20 protein-coding genes are annotated in these 18,676 nt (G+C 26.0%); 12 read left to right on the top strand and 8 right to left on the bottom strand.

All coding sequences use genetic code 11. The features are described from left to right. Nucleotides 1–71: 71 nt before the first annotated feature. The 8 genes from accB (at nucleotide 72) to lexA (ending at nucleotide 6,997) form a co-directional block, all read left to right on the top strand. Nucleotides 72–542, top strand: a complete 471-nt coding sequence (gene accB, locus ATCC9714_RS08210) for an acetyl-CoA carboxylase biotin carboxyl carrier protein (RefSeq protein ID WP_057574271.1) — start codon at nucleotides 72–74, stop codon at nucleotides 540–542. An 11-nt stretch (nucleotides 543–553) separates the two neighbouring features. Further along, complete coding sequence (accC, locus tag ATCC9714_RS08205) at nucleotides 554–1,909, top strand: acetyl-CoA carboxylase biotin carboxylase subunit (RefSeq protein WP_057544990.1); 1,356 nt, start codon at nucleotides 554–556, stop codon at nucleotides 1,907–1,909. Between the two features lie 17 nt (nucleotides 1,910–1,926). Then, nucleotides 1,927–2,835 (top strand): acetyl-CoA carboxylase, carboxyltransferase subunit beta, encoded by a 909-nt coding sequence (gene accD, locus ATCC9714_RS08200; protein WP_077065567.1) that lies wholly within the window; start codon nucleotides 1,927–1,929, stop codon nucleotides 2,833–2,835. Further along, complete coding sequence (locus ATCC9714_RS08195; RefSeq protein ID WP_244465166.1) at nucleotides 2,816–3,766, top strand: acetyl-CoA carboxylase carboxyltransferase subunit alpha; 951 nt, start codon at nucleotides 2,816–2,818, stop codon at nucleotides 3,764–3,766. The genes accD and ATCC9714_RS08195 overlap by 20 nt, the downstream gene beginning before the upstream one ends. A 124-nt stretch (nucleotides 3,767–3,890) precedes the next feature. After that, a complete protein-coding gene (locus ATCC9714_RS08190) occupies nucleotides 3,891–4,151 on the top strand; it encodes a stage V sporulation protein S (protein ID WP_021126198.1) in 261 nt (86 codons plus the stop codon). Nucleotides 4,152–4,250: 99 nt separating this feature from the next. Next, a complete protein-coding gene (locus ATCC9714_RS08185) occupies nucleotides 4,251–4,439 on the top strand; it encodes a small, acid-soluble spore protein, H family (protein WP_021126199.1) in 189 nt (62 codons plus the stop codon). A 692-nt stretch (nucleotides 4,440–5,131) separates the two neighbouring features. Beyond that, complete coding sequence (locus ATCC9714_RS08180) at nucleotides 5,132–6,262, top strand: tyrosine-type recombinase/integrase (protein ID WP_021129749.1); 1,131 nt, start codon at nucleotides 5,132–5,134, stop codon at nucleotides 6,260–6,262. Between the two features lie 99 nt (nucleotides 6,263–6,361). Then, on the top strand, nucleotides 6,362–6,997 hold the full coding sequence (gene lexA, locus ATCC9714_RS08175) for a transcriptional repressor LexA (protein ID WP_021126202.1): 636 nt from the start codon (nucleotides 6,362–6,364) through the stop codon (nucleotides 6,995–6,997). 48 nt (nucleotides 6,998–7,045) lie between these two features. On the opposite strand, the gene ATCC9714_RS08170 is transcribed toward lexA, so the two are convergent. The 5 genes from ATCC9714_RS08170 to ATCC9714_RS08150 form a co-directional block, all read right to left on the bottom strand. Continuing rightward, nucleotides 7,046–7,312, bottom strand: coding sequence for a DUF3899 domain-containing protein (locus ATCC9714_RS08170; protein ID WP_057544989.1), 267 nt, complete (start codon nucleotides 7,310–7,312; stop codon nucleotides 7,046–7,048). A gap of 35 nt (nucleotides 7,313–7,347) precedes the next feature. Then, nucleotides 7,348–8,067 (bottom strand): purine-nucleoside phosphorylase, encoded by a 720-nt coding sequence (gene deoD / locus ATCC9714_RS08165; protein WP_057544988.1) that lies wholly within the window; start codon nucleotides 8,065–8,067, stop codon nucleotides 7,348–7,350. 301 nt (nucleotides 8,068–8,368) lie between these two features. Further along, entirely contained in the window at nucleotides 8,369–8,929 is a 561-nt protein-coding gene (locus tag ATCC9714_RS08160; RefSeq protein ID WP_057544987.1) for a hypothetical protein, read from the bottom strand. A gap of 87 nt (nucleotides 8,930–9,016) precedes the next feature. After that, the gene (locus ATCC9714_RS08155; RefSeq protein ID WP_021129754.1) at nucleotides 9,017–9,640 is read right to left on the bottom strand and encodes an OmpA family protein; all 624 of its coding nucleotides are present in this window, start codon (nucleotides 9,638–9,640) and stop codon (nucleotides 9,017–9,019) included. Further along, a complete protein-coding gene (locus tag ATCC9714_RS08150) occupies nucleotides 9,633–10,979 on the bottom strand; it encodes a MotA/TolQ/ExbB proton channel family protein (protein WP_057544986.1) in 1,347 nt (448 codons plus the stop codon). The genes ATCC9714_RS08155 and ATCC9714_RS08150 overlap by 8 nt, the downstream gene beginning before the upstream one ends. Nucleotides 10,980–11,292: 313 nt before the next feature. Between ATCC9714_RS08150 and ATCC9714_RS08145 the strand changes: the two genes are divergently transcribed. Beyond that, nucleotides 11,293–11,967 carry a Crp/Fnr family transcriptional regulator gene (locus ATCC9714_RS08145; RefSeq protein ID WP_054629386.1) on the top strand — a complete coding sequence of 225 codons (675 nt, stop codon included), beginning with the start codon at nucleotides 11,293–11,295 and terminating at the stop codon, nucleotides 11,965–11,967. Between the two features lie 221 nt (nucleotides 11,968–12,188). Next, entirely contained in the window at nucleotides 12,189–12,809 is a 621-nt protein-coding gene (locus ATCC9714_RS08140) for a manganese efflux pump MntP (protein ID WP_057544985.1), read from the top strand. Between the two features lie 80 nt (nucleotides 12,810–12,889). On the opposite strand, the gene ATCC9714_RS08135 is transcribed toward ATCC9714_RS08140, so the two are convergent. The 3 genes from ATCC9714_RS08135 to ATCC9714_RS08125 all read right to left on the bottom strand — a co-directional run bounded on the left by ATCC9714_RS08135 (nucleotide 12,890) and on the right by ATCC9714_RS08125 (nucleotide 15,911). Next, on the bottom strand, nucleotides 12,890–14,782 hold the full coding sequence (locus ATCC9714_RS08135; protein WP_057544984.1) for an SEL1-like repeat protein: 1,893 nt from the start codon (nucleotides 14,780–14,782) through the stop codon (nucleotides 12,890–12,892). Nucleotides 14,783–15,321: 539 nt separating this feature from the next. Continuing rightward, on the bottom strand, nucleotides 15,322–15,555 hold the full coding sequence (locus ATCC9714_RS08130) for a hypothetical protein (RefSeq protein WP_054629383.1): 234 nt from the start codon (nucleotides 15,553–15,555) through the stop codon (nucleotides 15,322–15,324). A gap of 80 nt (nucleotides 15,556–15,635) precedes the next feature. Beyond that, nucleotides 15,636–15,911 (bottom strand): hypothetical protein, encoded by a 276-nt coding sequence (locus tag ATCC9714_RS08125; RefSeq protein WP_021126218.1) that lies wholly within the window; start codon nucleotides 15,909–15,911, stop codon nucleotides 15,636–15,638. A 524-nt stretch (nucleotides 15,912–16,435) separates the two neighbouring features. Between ATCC9714_RS08125 and ATCC9714_RS08120 the strand changes: the two genes are divergently transcribed. Beyond that, nucleotides 16,436–17,755, top strand: coding sequence for an MFS transporter (locus ATCC9714_RS08120; RefSeq protein ID WP_057544983.1), 1,320 nt, complete (start codon nucleotides 16,436–16,438; stop codon nucleotides 17,753–17,755). A 148-nt stretch (nucleotides 17,756–17,903) separates the two neighbouring features. Next, nucleotides 17,904–18,668 carry a lysophospholipid acyltransferase family protein gene (locus ATCC9714_RS08115; protein ID WP_057544982.1) on the top strand — a complete coding sequence of 255 codons (765 nt, stop codon included), beginning with the start codon at nucleotides 17,904–17,906 and terminating at the stop codon, nucleotides 18,666–18,668. Nucleotides 18,669–18,676: the final 8 nt, after the last annotated feature.

The following is an 18,676-nucleotide window of genomic DNA, read 5'->3' as shown; positions in this document are numbered from 1 at the left end:
ACTTTTTTCTTTTATAATCGTATTTTTTGTGATATAATATTAGTACCAGGTAATAATACAAGGAGGTAACTATGAATATAAATGAAATAAAGGAATTAATATTGACTATAGATAAAACTAACTTAACATATGTAAATTTAAAGGATAAGGATTTTTCACTAGAAGTTTCTAAGTTAAAAGAACTTTCAAATGCAAGTATAAATCAGCAGGTGGAATCTATACAAAATGACAATGTAAATCAAGAAAAATTATCTAACAATGTAAATAATTCTACTGAATCTATAATAGAAAACAAAGATTTACATTTAATAACCTCACCTATAATGGGGACTTATTATGGATCACCAAGTCCAGAAGCTGATTGTTTTGTAAAAGTAGGAGATAAGATTAAAGAAGGCGATACTCTATGTATCATAGAAGCTATGAAGCTTATGAATGAAATAATTAGTGATATTGATGGAGAAATAGTTGAAATAGTATCTAAGGATGAAGATTTAGTTGAATATAATCAAGTTTTATTTAAAATAAAAGAATTTAATTAGGAGGCAGTTATATGATTAAAAGATTATTAATTGCAAATAGAGGAGACATAGCAGTTAGAATTATACGTACTTGTAAAGAACTTAATATAGAAACTATAGCTATATACTCTGAAATTGATAAGGATAGCTTACATAGATATTTAGCTGATGAATCTATCTGTATAGGACCTAACAATATAAGTAAGAGTTATAATAATATAGATAATATAATTTATTTAGCAAAAAAAATGAATTGTGATGCAATTCATCCTGGATTTGGATTTCTCTCTGAAAATGTTAATTTTGCAAAAGCTTGCTTAGATAATGACATAGTTTTTGTAGGTCCAACTCCAAATCAAATAGAACTTATGGGGAATAAATCCAAAGCTAGAGAAACCATGATTAGTTTAAATGTTCCTGTTGTTCCAGGGTCTAAATCAATACTTAAAGATAAAGAAGAAGCTAAACTACTAGCATCATCAATAGGATATCCAGTCATGATTAAAGCCTCTAGTGGTGGAGGTGGAAAGGGTATGAGAATTATCTTTAAAGAAAGTGAATTTGATTCTTTATTTGATATAGCAAAATCAGAAGCTCTTGCTTCATTTGGAGATAGTTCTTTATACATGGAAAAATATATAGAAAATCCAAGGCATATAGAAGTTCAAGTATTTGGAGATAGTTTTAACAATGCTATACATCTTGGAGATAGAGATTGTTCTATGCAAAGAAGAAATCAAAAGGTCATAGAAGAATCACTAAGCCATTATTTAGACGAAGCTCAAAGAAAAAAGCTTTATGATACTTCTATAGCTGTTATAAAAGGTATTGGATACTTAGGTGCAGGAACAATTGAATTTATAGTAGATAAAGATAAAAATTTCTACTTCATAGAAATGAATACAAGAATACAAGTTGAACATCCTATTACTGAAATGATTACAGGAATAGATCTTATTAAACTACAATTACTTATAGCTAGCGGAGAAAAAATACCTTTTAAACAAGAGAATGTTAAATTTAGAGGCCATGCAATAGAGTGTAGGATAAATGCAGAAGATTCAGAAAACGACTTCAAACCAAGTCCAGGTAAAGTAGAATCCCTTCATATACCAGGAGGCTTTGGAGTTAGATTTGATACATTTATATATCCTGGATATACTATACCCCCAATTTACGACTCTATGCTTGGTAAACTTATCTGCATAGCGGATACTAGAGATGAATGTATAAGTAGAATGGATAGAGCATTAGATGAAATAATAATTGAGGGAATTACTTCAAATATAGAATTTCAAAGATCACTAATAAATTCTGATGAGTTCAAAAATAATACTCATCATACAAAATTCATTGAAACCAGTTTTATAAAAAGCTTAAATGCTTAATACAAGGAGATTTTGGTATGATAAAAAAATTTCTTAAAAGAAAAGAACAAAACTACGCAGTAGTTAATTTAAATAAAAATTTTAAAGAAAATAGTGCAGATGATAAATTTTGGATTTATTGTGATTCATGTAAAAATGAAACTTTTAGAAAAGATATAGAAGAAAACCTTAATGTCTGTCCAAAATGCAATAAACATTATGATTACTCAGCTAGAGATAGAGTAGCCCTAATAATTGATGAAAATACATTTTCTGAATTTAATCATGATTTAGAATTTAAAAATATCTTAGATTTTCCTAACTACGAAGAAAAACTGTATAAGTACAAAAACTCTACACATGAAAATGAAGCTATAATTGCAGGTACTGGACTTGTAAATAAAATACCTGTTGTTTTATGCGTAATGAATCCTAAGTTTATGATGGGGAGTATGGGTGCAATAGTTGGAGAGGAGTTAACATTATCTATTGAATATGCTATTAAACATAAACTTCCAATTATAATAGTATGCGCCTCTGGTGGAGCTAGAATGCAAGAGGGAATGGTATCTCTTATGCAAATGGCAAAAACATCCCAAGCTTTATCTAAATTAGCATCTGAAGGACTTTTATATATATCAATTTTAACAAATCCAACTACAGGAGGAGTAACGGCAAGTTTTGCTATGCTTGGAGATTTGATACTAGCAGAACCAAATGCATTAGTTGCCTTTGCTGGACCAAGAGTTATTCAGCAAACTATTAAGCAAGATTTACCTAAAGGTTTCCAAACATCTGAGTTTTTACTAGAACATGGATTTGTTGATTTAATAATTAATAGACATGAAATGAAAGAACAACTTTTTAATATACTTACTTTGCATGGATATTCATGTATAAAAAACTTAGAGAAAGAAGGTGACCTAATTGCCTGCACAGAACATTAGTTCGACCAACGATATAAATACACTTAAAGATAGCATAAAACAACTAAAAGAAGTTTCTTTAAAAAGCAATATAGACTTAAGTATAGAAATAGAAAAGCTAGAATTAAAGCTTAAACATATTGAAAATTCTACTTGTTGTAAACTTTCAGCATGGGATAAAGTTTCTATAAGTAGAGATATAAAAAGACCAACTGCTAAAAATTACATTCAGAACATATGTTCTTTGTTTATCGAACTCCATGGAGATAGGCTCTATAAAGATGATCCTTCTATAATTGGAGGAATAGGAAAGATAGGAAATTTTGAAGTTACCATAATAGGTCATCAAAAGGGAAATGACTTAAATGAGCAAGTTAAACAAAATTTTGGAATGCCTCATCCTGAAGGATATAGAAAAGCACTTAGACTTATGCATCAAGCTGAAAAGTTTAATAGACCCATAGTAACATTTATAGATACTCCTGGTGCATTTTGTGGTATTGAAGCTGAGGAAAGAGGTCAAGGGGAAGCCATAGCTAGAAACCTTAGAGAAATGAGTTCTCTTTCTGTACCTATACTCTCTATTGTAATTGGAGAAGGGGGAAGTGGGGGAGCACTTGGCATAGGAGTATCTAATGAAATTGCTATGCTTGAACATTCTATTTATTCAGTTATATCCCCTGAAGGACTTTCAAGCATTTTATTCAAAGATGCCTCTAAAGCAAAGGATGCTAGTGATGTTATGAAGCTTACTAGTTCGGATTTGAAAAAACTAGGTATAATTGATAAAGTAATAAAAGAACCTAAAAACACAGCTTTTAGTGATGTAGAATTTGTTTCAGATAATATAAAAGAATATATAATAAATCGATTAAGTTTTTATAAAAACTTTAATAAAGATGAAATAATAAATCATAGATATAAAAAATTTAGAAATATAGGCGTCTATTAAGTACAACTTAATAGACTTTTTATTTTAAAAATAAAGGGTTTTAATTTTATTTATAGAATTTGTAGTTAAATAGCGCATAGATGTACTATAGAATTATATAAAGAAATAAGAGGGGGATAATGAAATGGATATTTTAAAAGTTTCATCAAAATCTAATCCTAATTCTGTTGCAGGAGCTTTAGCTGGTGTTATTAGGGAAAAAGGAAGCGCTGAAATTCAAGCTATTGGAGCAGGAGCTTTAAATCAAGCTATTAAATCAATAGCTGTTGCTAGAGGATTTGTTGCTCCAAGTGGAATTGACTTAGTTTGTATTCCATCATTTACTGATGTAAAAATAGAAGAAGAAGAAAGAACCGCTATTAAGTTAATAGTAGAACCTAGATAACTTATTCAAAAAAAGAGGCTAATTATTAGCCTCTTTTTTTGAATAAGTTATTTTCATAAGGAAAATATAAATAGGGAAGATATAAGGAGGTGAGATAATATGCAACTTAGAAGAGCTATGGAAATATGTAATAATAAAAATATAGAAAATGTAGAATTAGTTTATAATGATAATCCAGTTAAGTTAATAAGTGTGGATAATAATATAGGAACAGCTTATATAGAATCTATAAATGATAATTCTAAATTTGAAGTAGATTTAGAATCATTACATGAAAAAACTCAATAATTTGAAATATCTATGATATAAAATCAACTATAAGACCATTTTATATATTTACATAATGAAATGGTCTTATAATATATGTTATAGTATTGAAAATATATACATAATTAGAATTAATTTATAAATATTAGTAAGATAGTAAATATAATATAATCTGTATATATTTATAAAAATCTTATATAAGGTTTATACAGAGAAGTGCTTATTTTAAAATATAACTATCCTTTAAATGTATATTTAGGGAATAGTTAGTATTAAAGTTAATAAAAAACTCATTTTAGTGTTAAATTTATTAATTTATATAAGGCTTATTTTTTTATACTTTTTACTATGTTCTTTTCTTATTTTTATCAAAATATAAACAATATTTTTTATTTAATTTATTTAATATGATATAAATTTATAAATATCAATTCTATAGTTTGTACTAAAATAAAAATTTTAACGAATAACGATTTAATATTTATTTTTAATATTTATTGAAATTTTTCTATTCATTTAAATCAATTTTAAAGCCCTAAATTTAACTTCTTATATAATTATGTATTTCTTAATAAAAAACCTTTTATAATGGGATTCATTGCCTTTTTTTATAATTTCATCTAATTACTATAATTTAAGGAATAGTTGAACTCAAAAAAACTCTATGCTATAGTTTAAATATCACTATTTTTTATAGGAGGTTTTAATTTTAAATGTCAGAACGTAAAATTATAAAAATACACAATAAATCTGATAAACCAGATAATATAGTTATCAGAGATAATAAAGTTATAGAAAAATGTATCCAAATTGAAAATAGCCTTCCAAAATTTATGAAAGATTATTGTATATACTTAAAAGGGTCGGTATCAGTTACTACTAGACTTGCTTATTTAGAAGATATTAAGTTTTTTTGTTCATATTTAGTAGAAACTAAAGAAGTAACTATGGTTGATCAGATAAAGGATATTTCATTAGATGATTTTAATCAAATTAAAGCTAGAGATGTTAACTTATTTCTAGGAGATTACTGTACTAGATATTATAAACAAACAGAAAAAAATACTCTTATATATGAAAATAATAATCGTGCTCTTGCCCGTAAAAAATCATCCTTGTCTACCCTTTTTAAATTTTTATTTAGAAATGGTCAAATTGAAAATAATATAACTGATGGATTTAATCCTATTAAGCTTCCTAAACCTCAACCTGATGCTATTAAAAGGCTTGAAATTGATGAGGTAGCTAAAATGCTAGATTCCGTTGAAACTGGTGAGGGTCTTACAGAAAAAGAAAAAGTTTATTGGAGAAAGACAAAACTTCGTGATAAAGCTATATTGGCATTATTTGTTACATATGGATTAAGACTAAATGAACTTAGAGAATTAAATATCTCATCTTTTAACTTTTCTAGAGGTGAATTTAAAATCTATAGAAAAAGAGGTAAAGAAGTTCTAATGCCTATAAATAAGACTTGTGAGTTAGTTATAAGAGATTACATATTAAATGAAAGACCTAAAAGTGAAATGTTAAACGAAGATGTAGAAGATGCTTTATTTTTATCACTTCAACATAAAAGAATGGATCCAAAATCAATACGACAATTAGTTAAGAAGTATACTTCTATATCTATGCAAACTTCTAGAGATAATGGTTATAGTCCTCATAAATTAAGAGCAACTGCTGCTACTTCTTTAATTCAAAATGGATTTTCCATATACGATGTTCAAAATTTATTAGATCATGATAATGTTACTACTACTCAGCTATATGCTGCACATAAAAAGAATGTTAAAAGAGATATTGTTAATAATTTTGAATGGATAGACGATAAGGATGAGTAATTTTAGACTAAAGAACAAATGTTTGTATTAAACTAATTCATATGGTAAAATATATAATATAATGATAATTTAAACTATTTTTAGAAATGAGATGATAACATGTATCTAGATTTAACTAATAAACAAATAATGATACTTGAGTTTATAAAAGATCAATTAACTCAAAAAGGATATCCACCTTCAGTCAGGGAAATTTGTGCAGCAGTAGAATTAAGATCTACATCTACTGTACACTCTCACCTAAATAAGTTAGAAAAGTTAGGTTACATAAGAAGAGATCCAACAAAGCCTAGAGCTATTGAGGTTTTAGATTCAAATAAAAATGAAGGTATTAACGGACTTAATCAAGAAGTACTTCACTTACCTGTTATAGGACAGATAACAGCTGGTGAACCTATTTTAGCAGAACAAAATATAGAAGAATACATACCTCTACCTGCAAATTTAGTTATAGGTAGCGAAAACTTTATATTAAAAGTTAAAGGTGAAAGTATGATTAATGCAGGAATATTAGATGGAGATTATGTTATAGTCGATAAAGCTAATACTGCTTCTAATTCACAAATTGTAGTTGCTTTAATAGGAAATGAAAGTGCAACAGTAAAAAGATTTTTTAAAGAAGAGAACTTTATTAGATTACAACCAGAGAATGAATTTATGGAACCTATTATATTAAATCCTCAAGAAGTAAGTATAATTGGTCATGTAAAAGGAGTTTTCAGAGTTATAAAATAAAAGGATATGCACAAAGTCATATCCTTTTATTTTTTTATATATAAATTTTTATAAAAACTTCATGGTAATTTCAACTAGTATACAACAAATTCCAGCTGCTATAAAACTATATGCATTTACTTTATCTTTTTTTAATTCTGATTCTGATTTTTCTTTTGCTTTCTCTGCTTTATTTCTTTGCTTTTTATTATTTTTATCGAAATTCCTTTGAGTTAACTTCTCCATTTTTCTTTCATAAGAAGCTTTCTTTTTTTTAAAAGATATAAATAATAAAATTCCTAAAATTAAAAATAGTACTCCTAGTAATAAAAACATGAATTATCCTTCCCTTTATACGTATATAGTAAAATTTAAGCTAGTTCAAGTGCTATTTCCATCATTTTTGTAAATGCAACTTGTCTTTCGTGTGCGGAACATTCCTCTCCAGTAAATGGACAATCAGATATTGTTAAGATACACAAAGCATTCACACCTGCTCTAGCTGTATTCATATAAAGAGCTGCGGCTTCCATTTCGACTGCTAGTACCCCCATTTTATTCCATTTAGCTAAATTATCTAAACCAGAATCACTATAAAATACATCATTAGAAACTATATTACCTACTGTTACATTGATATTCTTGCTATTAGCTATGTCTACAGATTTTTTCAATAAATCATAGCTTGCTATTGGAGAAAATGTTCCTGGTAAATTAAATTGATTAGCATAATTAGAATCAGTACAAGCCCCCATTCCAATTACAATATCGTGAACTTTTAGATTTTCATTAATAGCACCTGCTGAACCTACTCTAATAAGATTTTTTACCCCATAAAAGTTAATTAACTCATAAGAATAGATACCTATAGATGGGATACCCATTCCAGAACCCTGAACTGAAATTTTATTTCCTTTATAATATCCTGTATATCCATACATCCCTCTTACTGTATTATACATAACAGGATTGTCTAGAAATGTTTCAGCTATAAATTTAGCTCTTAATGGATCTCCTGGAAGTAAAATAGTTTCAGCTATATCCCCTAGTTTTGCATTATTATGAGCTGTTGGCACATTAGTTTTACTCATATATTTTCCTCCTTTAAGTAAAAACTTTATTATTTCATATTATAACATTTAAATGCTACTTTTTATTTAAAATTATTAATTAACATATTTACTTAAATATATTATAATTATATTGTATAGAATATTTTTACTTTTCAGGAAAATATCAGGAGGGGATTTATGAGAAAAAATTCTGAAAAAATAGCTATATTGATATTAATTCCTATGATTTTATTTACCCTATTTTTAACAATCAGAACTATGTAATTCATAAATATATAGCAATAAAAAAATAAATGAGCTTTTAGGCTCATTTATTTCTTTATATTAAATGCTTATATTGTATTAAAAACTCTTTTAAAGCTTGAGTTATTATTTCTGATTTAGAGTACTTAGAATTACTACATAACCTTTCAAATTCTTCCCATATAGCTTTATCTACTTGTATTCTACTTGCTTTTAAATCCTTCAAATTTTTAGAATCTATAACAACATCTTTTTTAGATTTATTCCCTTTAGGCTGTATGGCTTTTATATCTTTAACACTTAGATACCAATCATAAACTTCGCATAACTTGTCTAAATCTTGAGCATTAATATTAACCTTAGATGATTTTGTTTTTTTAGATGGTACACTTTTTTGAGTGTTTTTACTGACTTTACTAGATTTATTAGATTTGATATTTAGTTCTAGTTGCTTTGTATTATCTGAACTTGAATCTTCTTTTTTTTGATATTTACCTTTTACGGACCTATATCCATTTTTATTTAAAAAACGTCTTAAAGATTTAACATCTGAATCCAATTGTTTTGCAATATCGTCTATTTTTAACTCTTTAGATTGTAATTGTAAAAACTTGTTTAATTTTTGTTTATCTGTCATTTTATATCCCTCCAAACTAATCACTTATAGATTATACCATTTATTTTACATAAAATACAAAAAAACTCCAAACATATATTCGGAGTTTTACTTAACATTAACTTCATATTTAATCTCTACTCTTCTTGACTTTTCTCTATTGATACTTCCATCTGTATTTTCTATATTCTCAGCTTTAGACCTACCTATAGCTACGATGTCTTTAGTTAGTTTATCTTTAAATTTATAATCTCCAATTTCTTCTCCTACGATATAGTTAACAACACTAAAAGCTCTTTTTTGAGATAAGTCTAAATTATATATATATGTACCTACATCATCAGTATGACCTTCCACAATTATTTTTGATATATATTCTCCATAATCTTTATAGATGGTCTCTACATATTGAGGAATAAATCCTTTTAAAATTTCCTTAGCTTCTGGTTTTAATTCATAACTATCAGTATCAAACAAAGTAGTTTCACCAAATGTGATATTACCAGTTTCCTTATCAACTTCTATAGGTACTCCATTTTCATTTAATGTTTTTTTTACTGAATTATTAACGTTTTTAGCAATATCTTGTTCTACACCACCAACCATACTTTCAGAACTAATCAAAAACATTATAACAACCATTAGAACTGTAGCTAATAAATCTGTAAATGTAGGCCAAAAATTACTATGTTCTTCTTCTTTATTTACAGTTCTTCTATATTTATTAATCATACTCTAGTTCCTCTTCATCTAATTCATCTAAGTCAAATGTTTGGTTGGTATTTTCTAGTTCATATAAATTATCTAATTTAGATATCTTCTCTTCTTCAAAAGTCTCTAGTAGGTCACTATTATCTTCTATAGCTTTTGAAATATCCATAGCTTCTTTATATAAATCTATATATTTAAAAACTAAGTCTAATTTATTAGTTATTGAATCTGCCTGATTATTTATGATTTTACTTAAATTATTTATATCTGAACTTAAATTAACATTAATATTTTTAATAGAGTTTTCTTTTACAAGTAAACTATTTTCATGATTTATTAATTTCATCATAAGGTCTTGTATATTTCTTTCATATAAAGCAAATCCAGCATTAACATCTTTTATGTAATCTTTTATAGTTGTTTGACTTTGGTTTACAAATTTGATATTCTTTTCAGATTCTTTTATGCTAACAGCTATTTCACTAAAAATATCACTTTGAGATTCATATGTATCAAACAATTTTACAAATTTTAAATTAAGTATACTAAATTGTTTATCTAGCTTTCTAATACTCTGATCGAAAGTCTTTATTGACTCATGAGAACCATTTAACATTATACCTAACTTCTCTATTGAAGATATAAAATCATCATTAAAATCATGTAAGTCTTTAGAAATTTTATCAAATCTTTCTATAGCACTTATAGCTTTACTTATATCACGTATACAAACTTTAATTTCATTTAACTTAGAATCTAGTACTTCTCCTTTAGAATGACTTGATTTAACAGTCATTAAATTTTCTACTTTAAGCATTAATTGAAGCAGTGTATTTTCACAATTTTTAAGTTTAATACAAGAGTTTAAAATTATAGAACATACTATACCTACTATACTAGTTGTAAATGCTATTTGCATACTTCCAATAGCATTTGTCATAGAGCTAATTATATCTCCTTTATCTATACTTGCAAGTGTTATAGTTAATCCTACAAATGTTCCTAATACTCCTAAAAGTATACATACAGAGGGTGCATTTTTTATGAATTTTATTTCATCAATTATAATCTTTTTATCTTTAGAAAAGTCTGAGATAACCTCCTCTATAAAAGAATTCATGTTTATTTCTGCATAAGGATACATGTTTTTATAGCTTTCATATTTAACATTAGCCATTGTAAGTATAGTACTTTCATCTTGATTTAAATTTAACTCTCGCAACTTCTCATTTATAAAGTAATATATATTGTTGTTTTTGATTACAATTAGTATTAAATATACTATCGTAATACCTATAAAAGTAATTGTTATAGGATTTGTGAAAACTGATGTAAATAAATTTATTATTATTTTCCCCATATTTACCTCCTTAATTTATGATATTAATAATATATATGTATACATAAAAAAAAATAGACAAAAAATAAAGAGATGTCTTAAATTTACTTTAAGCTCATCTCTTAAGAAGTTATCTTTATACTCATACCACTTAGATGTATTTATGGGTTTTATCTATATTATCGATAACTCAGAAGTTAAAATTATTGTGGTGAGTATTTTTAATAACCTATTAATAAACATTATGCAAAATTAATACAATATGTTCATTTAATTTAATAAAAAGAAAATAAATTTATTTTTATGTGCTAAAATATAGCTTAGGGGGGATTTTATGGATACTATAGAAAAGCTTTGTAGTAAGTATTCTTTTATTGATCATTTAGATGTAGATGTTAAAGAAATGATTAAATCTAGTCTTATTATAGAAAATTTTGATTCTGACTCTCAAATTCTCTCTAGAGGAGATCAATGTAGAGGTTTCTCATTAATATTAAAAGGAATTATTAGAGTTTATAAAATATCAGAAAAAGGAAAAGAAGTTACATTATATAAACTTACAAGTGGAGATACATGTTACTTATCAATTTCATGCATGATTACAAACTCATACTATCCTGCTTTTGCAGAAGTAATGGAGCCTACAACAATAGTATTTATTCCAACGGATATCTTTCAAAGATATATTTACAATACATTAGATTTCCAAAAGTATATGGTAAGTAATCTATTTCAAAAATATAAAGATGTTATAAAAGTATTAGAAGAAATTGCATTTGAGAGAATGGATGTTAGAGTTTCAAAATATCTACTAGAGTTATCTCAAAATATAAACAATAGTAATTATTTATACTTAACACAGGAAAGAATTGCTCAAGAATTAGGAACAAGCCGAGAGGTTATAACTAGAATTCTTACGGATTTTAAAAATAAAGAAATCATATCAACTCAAAGAGGAAAAATAACTATAATTGATAGAGATAAACTAAATCATATAAGCAAACTGTAATATAAGTATTGACACATTTATATTTTTAAAGTAAAATTTAGAAGAATTATATAGAGATTATTTACTCTTGTTGAGGGAGTAGTTGGCACGAATGTGTGGTTAGATCAACATAATGACTTTTTAGTCTGGTCTAATCTTAAATAACGAGACTCATACACGATTTTTTCGTGTATAAGTCTCGTTTTTTTGTGCATATTATAAAACGTTAAGGAGGAATGAAAATGAGTTTAGTTTCAGTTTTATTAACATCATTCGCTTTATCTATGGATGCTTTTGCTGTATCTATAACAAAAGGAATGACTATGAAAAACATAACAAAAAAAATAGCTTTTAAAATAGCTTTTTTCTTTGGTTTATTTCAAGGAGGTATGCCTTTAATCGGATGGTTATTGGGTATTAGTTTTGAAAAATACATAAAAACTTTTGATCATTGGATAGCACTTATACTACTATCATTTTTAGGTATTAAAATGATATATGAATCAATAAAGGAAAATAAAAAAGATGAGGTAGCAATGGATTTAGAAATTAATGGTTTAAGCCAAAATACTTCTACTGTTGATATTAAGACAAAAGACTTGTTAGTTTTATCAGTAGCTACAAGTATAGATGCTCTTGCTGTAGGAGTTAGCTTTGCATTTTTAAACATATCTATAATCGAAGTTGTTACATCTATTGCAATAATAACATTTTTAGTATGTTTTACAGGTATATTAATAGGAAAGAAAATTGGACCTATATTAAAAAACTATGCAGAAATTATTGGTGGTATAATCTTAATATTTATAGGACTTAATATATTTAATGAACATACAGGATTCATATCAAATTTTTTTAGATAATATTAATTAAAATAATAAAAATGGGTAAAATCACTAATAAGAACATATGTTCTTTAAGGTGTTTTTACCCATCTTTTTATTTATTTAGTTATATTTTCAATATTAAATTCTAAAGCTCCATCAACTATCATCTCAGTCGATTTTTCTTTATATACATAATTATTATCCTCTTCTACACTTAATATATATCTTGGAACATATTCTTCTTCATCTTCTGATATATTATCTATAGTTTCAAATTGAGGTATTAGTATTTGGTCAAAGTTTAATATTAATTTAGGTAACTTATCAAAAACCTCTTGGCTGTTTTCATAGTTTTCTTTAGCTAAACTTTCATAGTTTTCATAACTTTTTTTATAGTATAAGCTAGCTAACATATACTTACATTTTTTATCACCTAATTTAGTTCCTTCTTTAAAATACTTTTCAGCTTCCGAATCTTCATTTAATTTTAAACTTAATTGTCCTAAGTTGAAAATGGATTCTATACAATCATTTAATCTTGGTTTTTCATACCAATATTTAGCGCTTACATAATCTTTCAAGTATATACTATAGATTATACCTAGCATATGCTGAGAATATATATTATCTTCATTTGCTGGAACTTCAAACATTCTTTTAGCCAATTCATAATCCTCATCCTCAAATGCAATTTTACCTAAATGTATTCTTGCATTAATATGTTCTTTTTCTACAGCTTGTATGTAATAGTCTTTAGCCTTTTGGTAATCTTCTAATTTTTCATAAATTATCCCTAATCTATATATAGATTCGACATCACCGTTTTCTAAAGCTTTACTATAGTATTCAATAGCTTTTTCTGTATTTCCTAATGATTCATATATATTAGCTAGTTTTATCTGAACAGATAATATTCTATCTATAGTTAAATAGTGATGTATCGCTTTATCAAAGTCATTTATTTGAGAATATAAATCTCCTAGATTCTCCTTAGCTTCTTCAATTCCATGACTTATTGCTTTTTCATATAAATTAATAGCTTTTTCGTAATTTTTTTCCTCAAATAGTATTCCTGCTAAATTATTTATAGCAGCTGTATTATAATCTGATACCTCTTCATAATATTTTTTTGCTACATCTAATTCACTATCTCTATTATAAATATTTGCTAATTTATAGCCGGCTAATTTGTATTCTTTTTCATAAGCTTCTTTATAGTAAACTTTTGCATTTTCATAGTCCTCTTGTTCATCATATATACAGGCTAATCTATAAGTACAATCAATATTACCATTTTCACTTCCCCTTTTATAATATATCTTTGCTTCTTCTAGATTATCTTCAGTTTCTAATATCAATCCTAAATTAAAGCAAGCTTTATCATTTCCCACTTTATATAATTGCTTATAATATGATATGGCATTTTTTAAATCATCATGATTTTGATATATAACAGCTAAGTTATATTTAGCATAATTATTTCCTAATATAGCTCCTTTTTTATAATAATTAAAAGCTCTTTCTAAATCTTCTTGTTTTTCATATATTATACCAAGGTTATAAAATGCATCGGAAAGCTTTCCGTTACTTGCTTCTTCTAACCACTTTAAAGCCCTTTGGTTATCCCCTAATTTAAAATGTAGAACACCTAAATTATTTTGGGATCTTAAGTGTCCTAATAAAGCTAATTTTTCATACCAGTATATAGCATACTCATAGGCATTTAATTTATAGTATATATTACCTAAATCATAAGCAGCTTCTTCTACTTCATTTTTAAAAGCTAATTTATACCATTTTTCTGCCTCTTCTATATTTCCATCACCATGATACAGTTTAGCCAACGTATACTGTGCTTTACTGTAATTATTTATAGAAGCTTGGGTAAGCAAATCCATAGCTTCAGAGATTTTACCTAGTTTCATATAAAAAATTGCTTTGGTATATAAAATTTTTGGATCTGATGATATCCCCTTGATTTTTTTTATCGAAAATTTGACATTATTCATAACGTACTCTATACCTACCTTTAATATTAATCTTTACAATATTTTAACATACTATAAAGATTATATAGTTACATTATTGTATAAAAATAAAAAACGCTCAAATAGTGAGCGTTTTATCTATATAAATTATTGTTTATTTATTGATTCTAATTGTTCTTCTAATAACCCAGCCCCTGCTGCCAGTATAAATAGAGCTATTATTAAAGTTCCTAATATTATTGTCATATATATTGCCCCCTTTGATTTGTTTTATTTGATAATCCTATTATACATACAAATCATTAAAAGATCCTTACCTTAGTCTTAAACATTTCTTACATTTTTGACAGTTTAAATTTTTACTTTGTAATTATTTTTAACTAAGCTATATATGAACTAATTAAATTATTAAACTTTCTATGTTATATATATATACCATATATTATATGACTCAAACAATAAAATAAGTATAAATAGCTGAATTAACTAAAAAAATTGCCACCAAATAAAATAAATGGCAGCAATTTACATAATCTATAGATTTTATATATTGTAGCCTACTATTTTAGACTATTTAAATCTATATAAGCTTCAACTTGTGGTATATATAACATATTATCTTTTATATGTGTATTTCCAAACTCTTTTAATTCTAATCCCTGTTCATCTTTAGTTATTTTATATTTAACTACTTGAGTTTCTTCATTTACATCTCCAAAAAAATATGTACCTTCATATTGTTTAAATCTAAAATTAAAAGTATCTCTAGTAAGTTTTATTTTAAAATTTTTCATAATAGATTCCTTTCGATAATAATTTTAAGTTATCAATATATTATAAGAAAACATAATCTTATTCAAGGTTAATTTAAATTTTAATCTATATTTATTTTTATTGAATCATTATTTTTAGTTTGTATGTTAGCTATATTACCTGTTAAATTGTCATTTAATGCATGAATTATTAGTTGTGATAAATTATTTGTATCAATTAAATCACTTTTAAAATTTAACCAATTAAAACCATTAACTTTTATCATTCTCCTTACAAAATCTACTGGAAATTTCAAACTAATTTTATCACCTGAACTTGATAAAATCCGAATTCTAAAAAGTTTATCATTTGAAACTTCGTTAAAATTTCTACTCAAATTCTTACCTCCTTAAAAATGTAATTAAGTTTTACTATTAAATAATATGATAAATTACTTAAATAATATTACTCCTAAATAAATAATTAATATAAACATATAGGAAAATTTGCCAAAATAACTAAAAATTTTTTTAGCATAAAAACGAAAGATTTTTATTAACTATTTTTTAATTTATACTTAGATAAAAAAATTCAGAAAATTTCATATAAATAGGAGAATAAAAAAATTTTCAAAATTATGTAGTTTTAGTTAGCTTTATTTTAGATTTACTTAATTTTATAAGGCCAACGAAAAAAGTTTTATTAAAAATACTTTAAGCTAAATACATAATACAATAGGCATGAATACCTTAGATTTTTTTATTTATTTGAGCAAATTTAACGAATTTATATTATTTTTCTTTAATTTTATTTTATATTGCAAAATTTTCCATACGGTGTAAAATTGAATCAATATATAGGAAACATTTTCCTATATATTGTGGCTATATCTTAAAATTTAATGAAATGAGGGATTTTTTTATGAATCAACAAGAGTTAAAAAGATTTAACTTCAATAGCTGGGTGTATATTGTTAGTTATGCCTTCATGGGTCTTATGAGTGGGGTTGCTTTTGATGTACTTGTAACGTTTTTACAACAAGTTAATATTTCAACAGCAAGTTCAATTGCAACTTACATGGGAATAAGTAGCTTTGTATGCGCAGCTATGCTATTATTAGTTCCAAAGTTAGGATATAAGAAAATTATACTTGCTGGACCTATAATGATAATAATTGCATTGGTAGCTATTTCCTATGTTGATGTTAATTTTATTTATCCAATAGCTACATTAGCAATATTTGTCGGAGTTACATTGTTTGACGTTGTTCTTCCTCCATACCTTACTGCATATACGACAGAAGATGATAGAACTAAAGTGTTCTCAAGAGCTATGTATATAAATGTAATAGGTATGACACTTGCCACTTGGTTTGGTGGTAGTATCTCAGTAATTAGACTTGCATCAAGATTAGGAATATCTTCAAGTCAAGCAAGTCAATTAACAGCAAATTTAAAAGCAATGTCATCACATCAATTACATGAATTTGTTTTAGCTCAACGAGATGTTTTATTAATGTTTGTTGTAATAGCTGCTCTTTCTCTAATTCCTCTGTTATTTATAAAAGAGAAAAAGCAAGACTACTATGAAGAAACTCATGAAAAAAGAAAATTTGACTGGTCTATATTCAAAAACAAATATGTATTATTATGGTTATTATACTTTGCAATGATAAGATTTGGAGCTTCATTAATTGTTCCGTATTTCTCTGTATTCTTAAATAACGAACTGGGTATATCTAGAGCAACAACTTCTCACTTAGTTTCATATCAATATTTTGCTATGGTAATATTCTTGGTTATATCACCATGGGTAGTTAAAAAACTAGGAAATGTTATTGCATTAGGTGGATTAGCTATTTTATCAACACCTTTCATGCTTATAATAGCAAATGGTAAAATTTTCGGGGGTGCAATGGTTTTTGCCGTTGGAGCAGGGTTATTTTTCAGATCAGGATTTATGAACTGTGCAAATCCAATAATGAACTCATTACCAATGGAGTTTGTTTCAAAGAATACTCGACCTGCTTATAACTCTTTAATATTTGTAGCTGGAGGTGTTACATCTATAATTGCAGGTCAATTTACTAGATTGTTTTTATTTAAAATCCCTGGTGGATATTCAAAAGCATATTACATAACAGCAGTTATATATATCTTAGCTGCAATTTTATTAATAACTGTTTATACTAAAAAATACAATAGACATGGCCATGATGAAAAAGAAAAAAATGTTGCTTAATTTTTAAAAAGAACTACCTAATTTTTAGGTAGTTCTTTATTTAATCAAGACTTTTATTAAATTTCATTTTATGATAAAATCTTTCTAGTATATAACTAAGGTAATTAAGATATTTAATATATCATATACAAAAGGGAGATTGATTTAGGTGTTTAATTATATTAAATTTGCTATTTTTCAAATTTTAGGATTTATATTATCTTTATTTAAACTAGACAAAATTTTAAAATATCCTGATAGATATAGTATGGAAAATAAGTTTAGCTTTCTAAAAAAGCAAGCTACAAATTCTTTAAAACTAGTAAAAATAAATGTAAATGTATTAGGAAAAGAAAAGATTCCAAAAGAGCCTGTTTTATTTGTAATAAACCACTCTAGTATGTTAGATAGTTATATACTAATATCCAGTGTAGATAGACCTATAGGATGCATAATTGCAGATGAACCTATATGGAAAAAGATGCCTATCGTTAATAAATGGGCAGACGTAATAAGAAGTATATATATTAATAGACATAATAATAGAGAAGGTTTAAAAAGCATTATAGAAGCTTCAAATGTTATAAAAAGTGGACATAGTATGGCAGTTTTTCCAGAAGGAGACTTAACTTGGGTAAAAGATCCAAAATCTTTAGTTTCTGAATTTAAATCTGGAGCTTTAAAAATAGCATACAAAGCTAAATGCCCTATAGTTCCATTAGTAATTAAAAATTCTAAAGAGATTTATAATGGGTATGAGCCTATAGGTAAAATTAAATCAGCAAATGTAGAAATAGAGTTTCTAGATCCGATTTATAGCCATATTGAAAATCCTAAAATTAAAACAATTGATTTAGGTGAAAGTATAAGAACTGATATGATAAAGTCAATTTTAGAATTTAGAGAAGGTAAAAAAAATGTAGTATCTGTATAGATACTACA

The organism is Paraclostridium sordellii (assembly GCF_000953675.1).
Taxonomy (GTDB): Bacteria; Bacillota; Clostridia; order Peptostreptococcales; family Peptostreptococcaceae; genus Paraclostridium; species Paraclostridium sordellii.
This window is presented reverse-complemented; position numbering and strand designations above follow the sequence as displayed.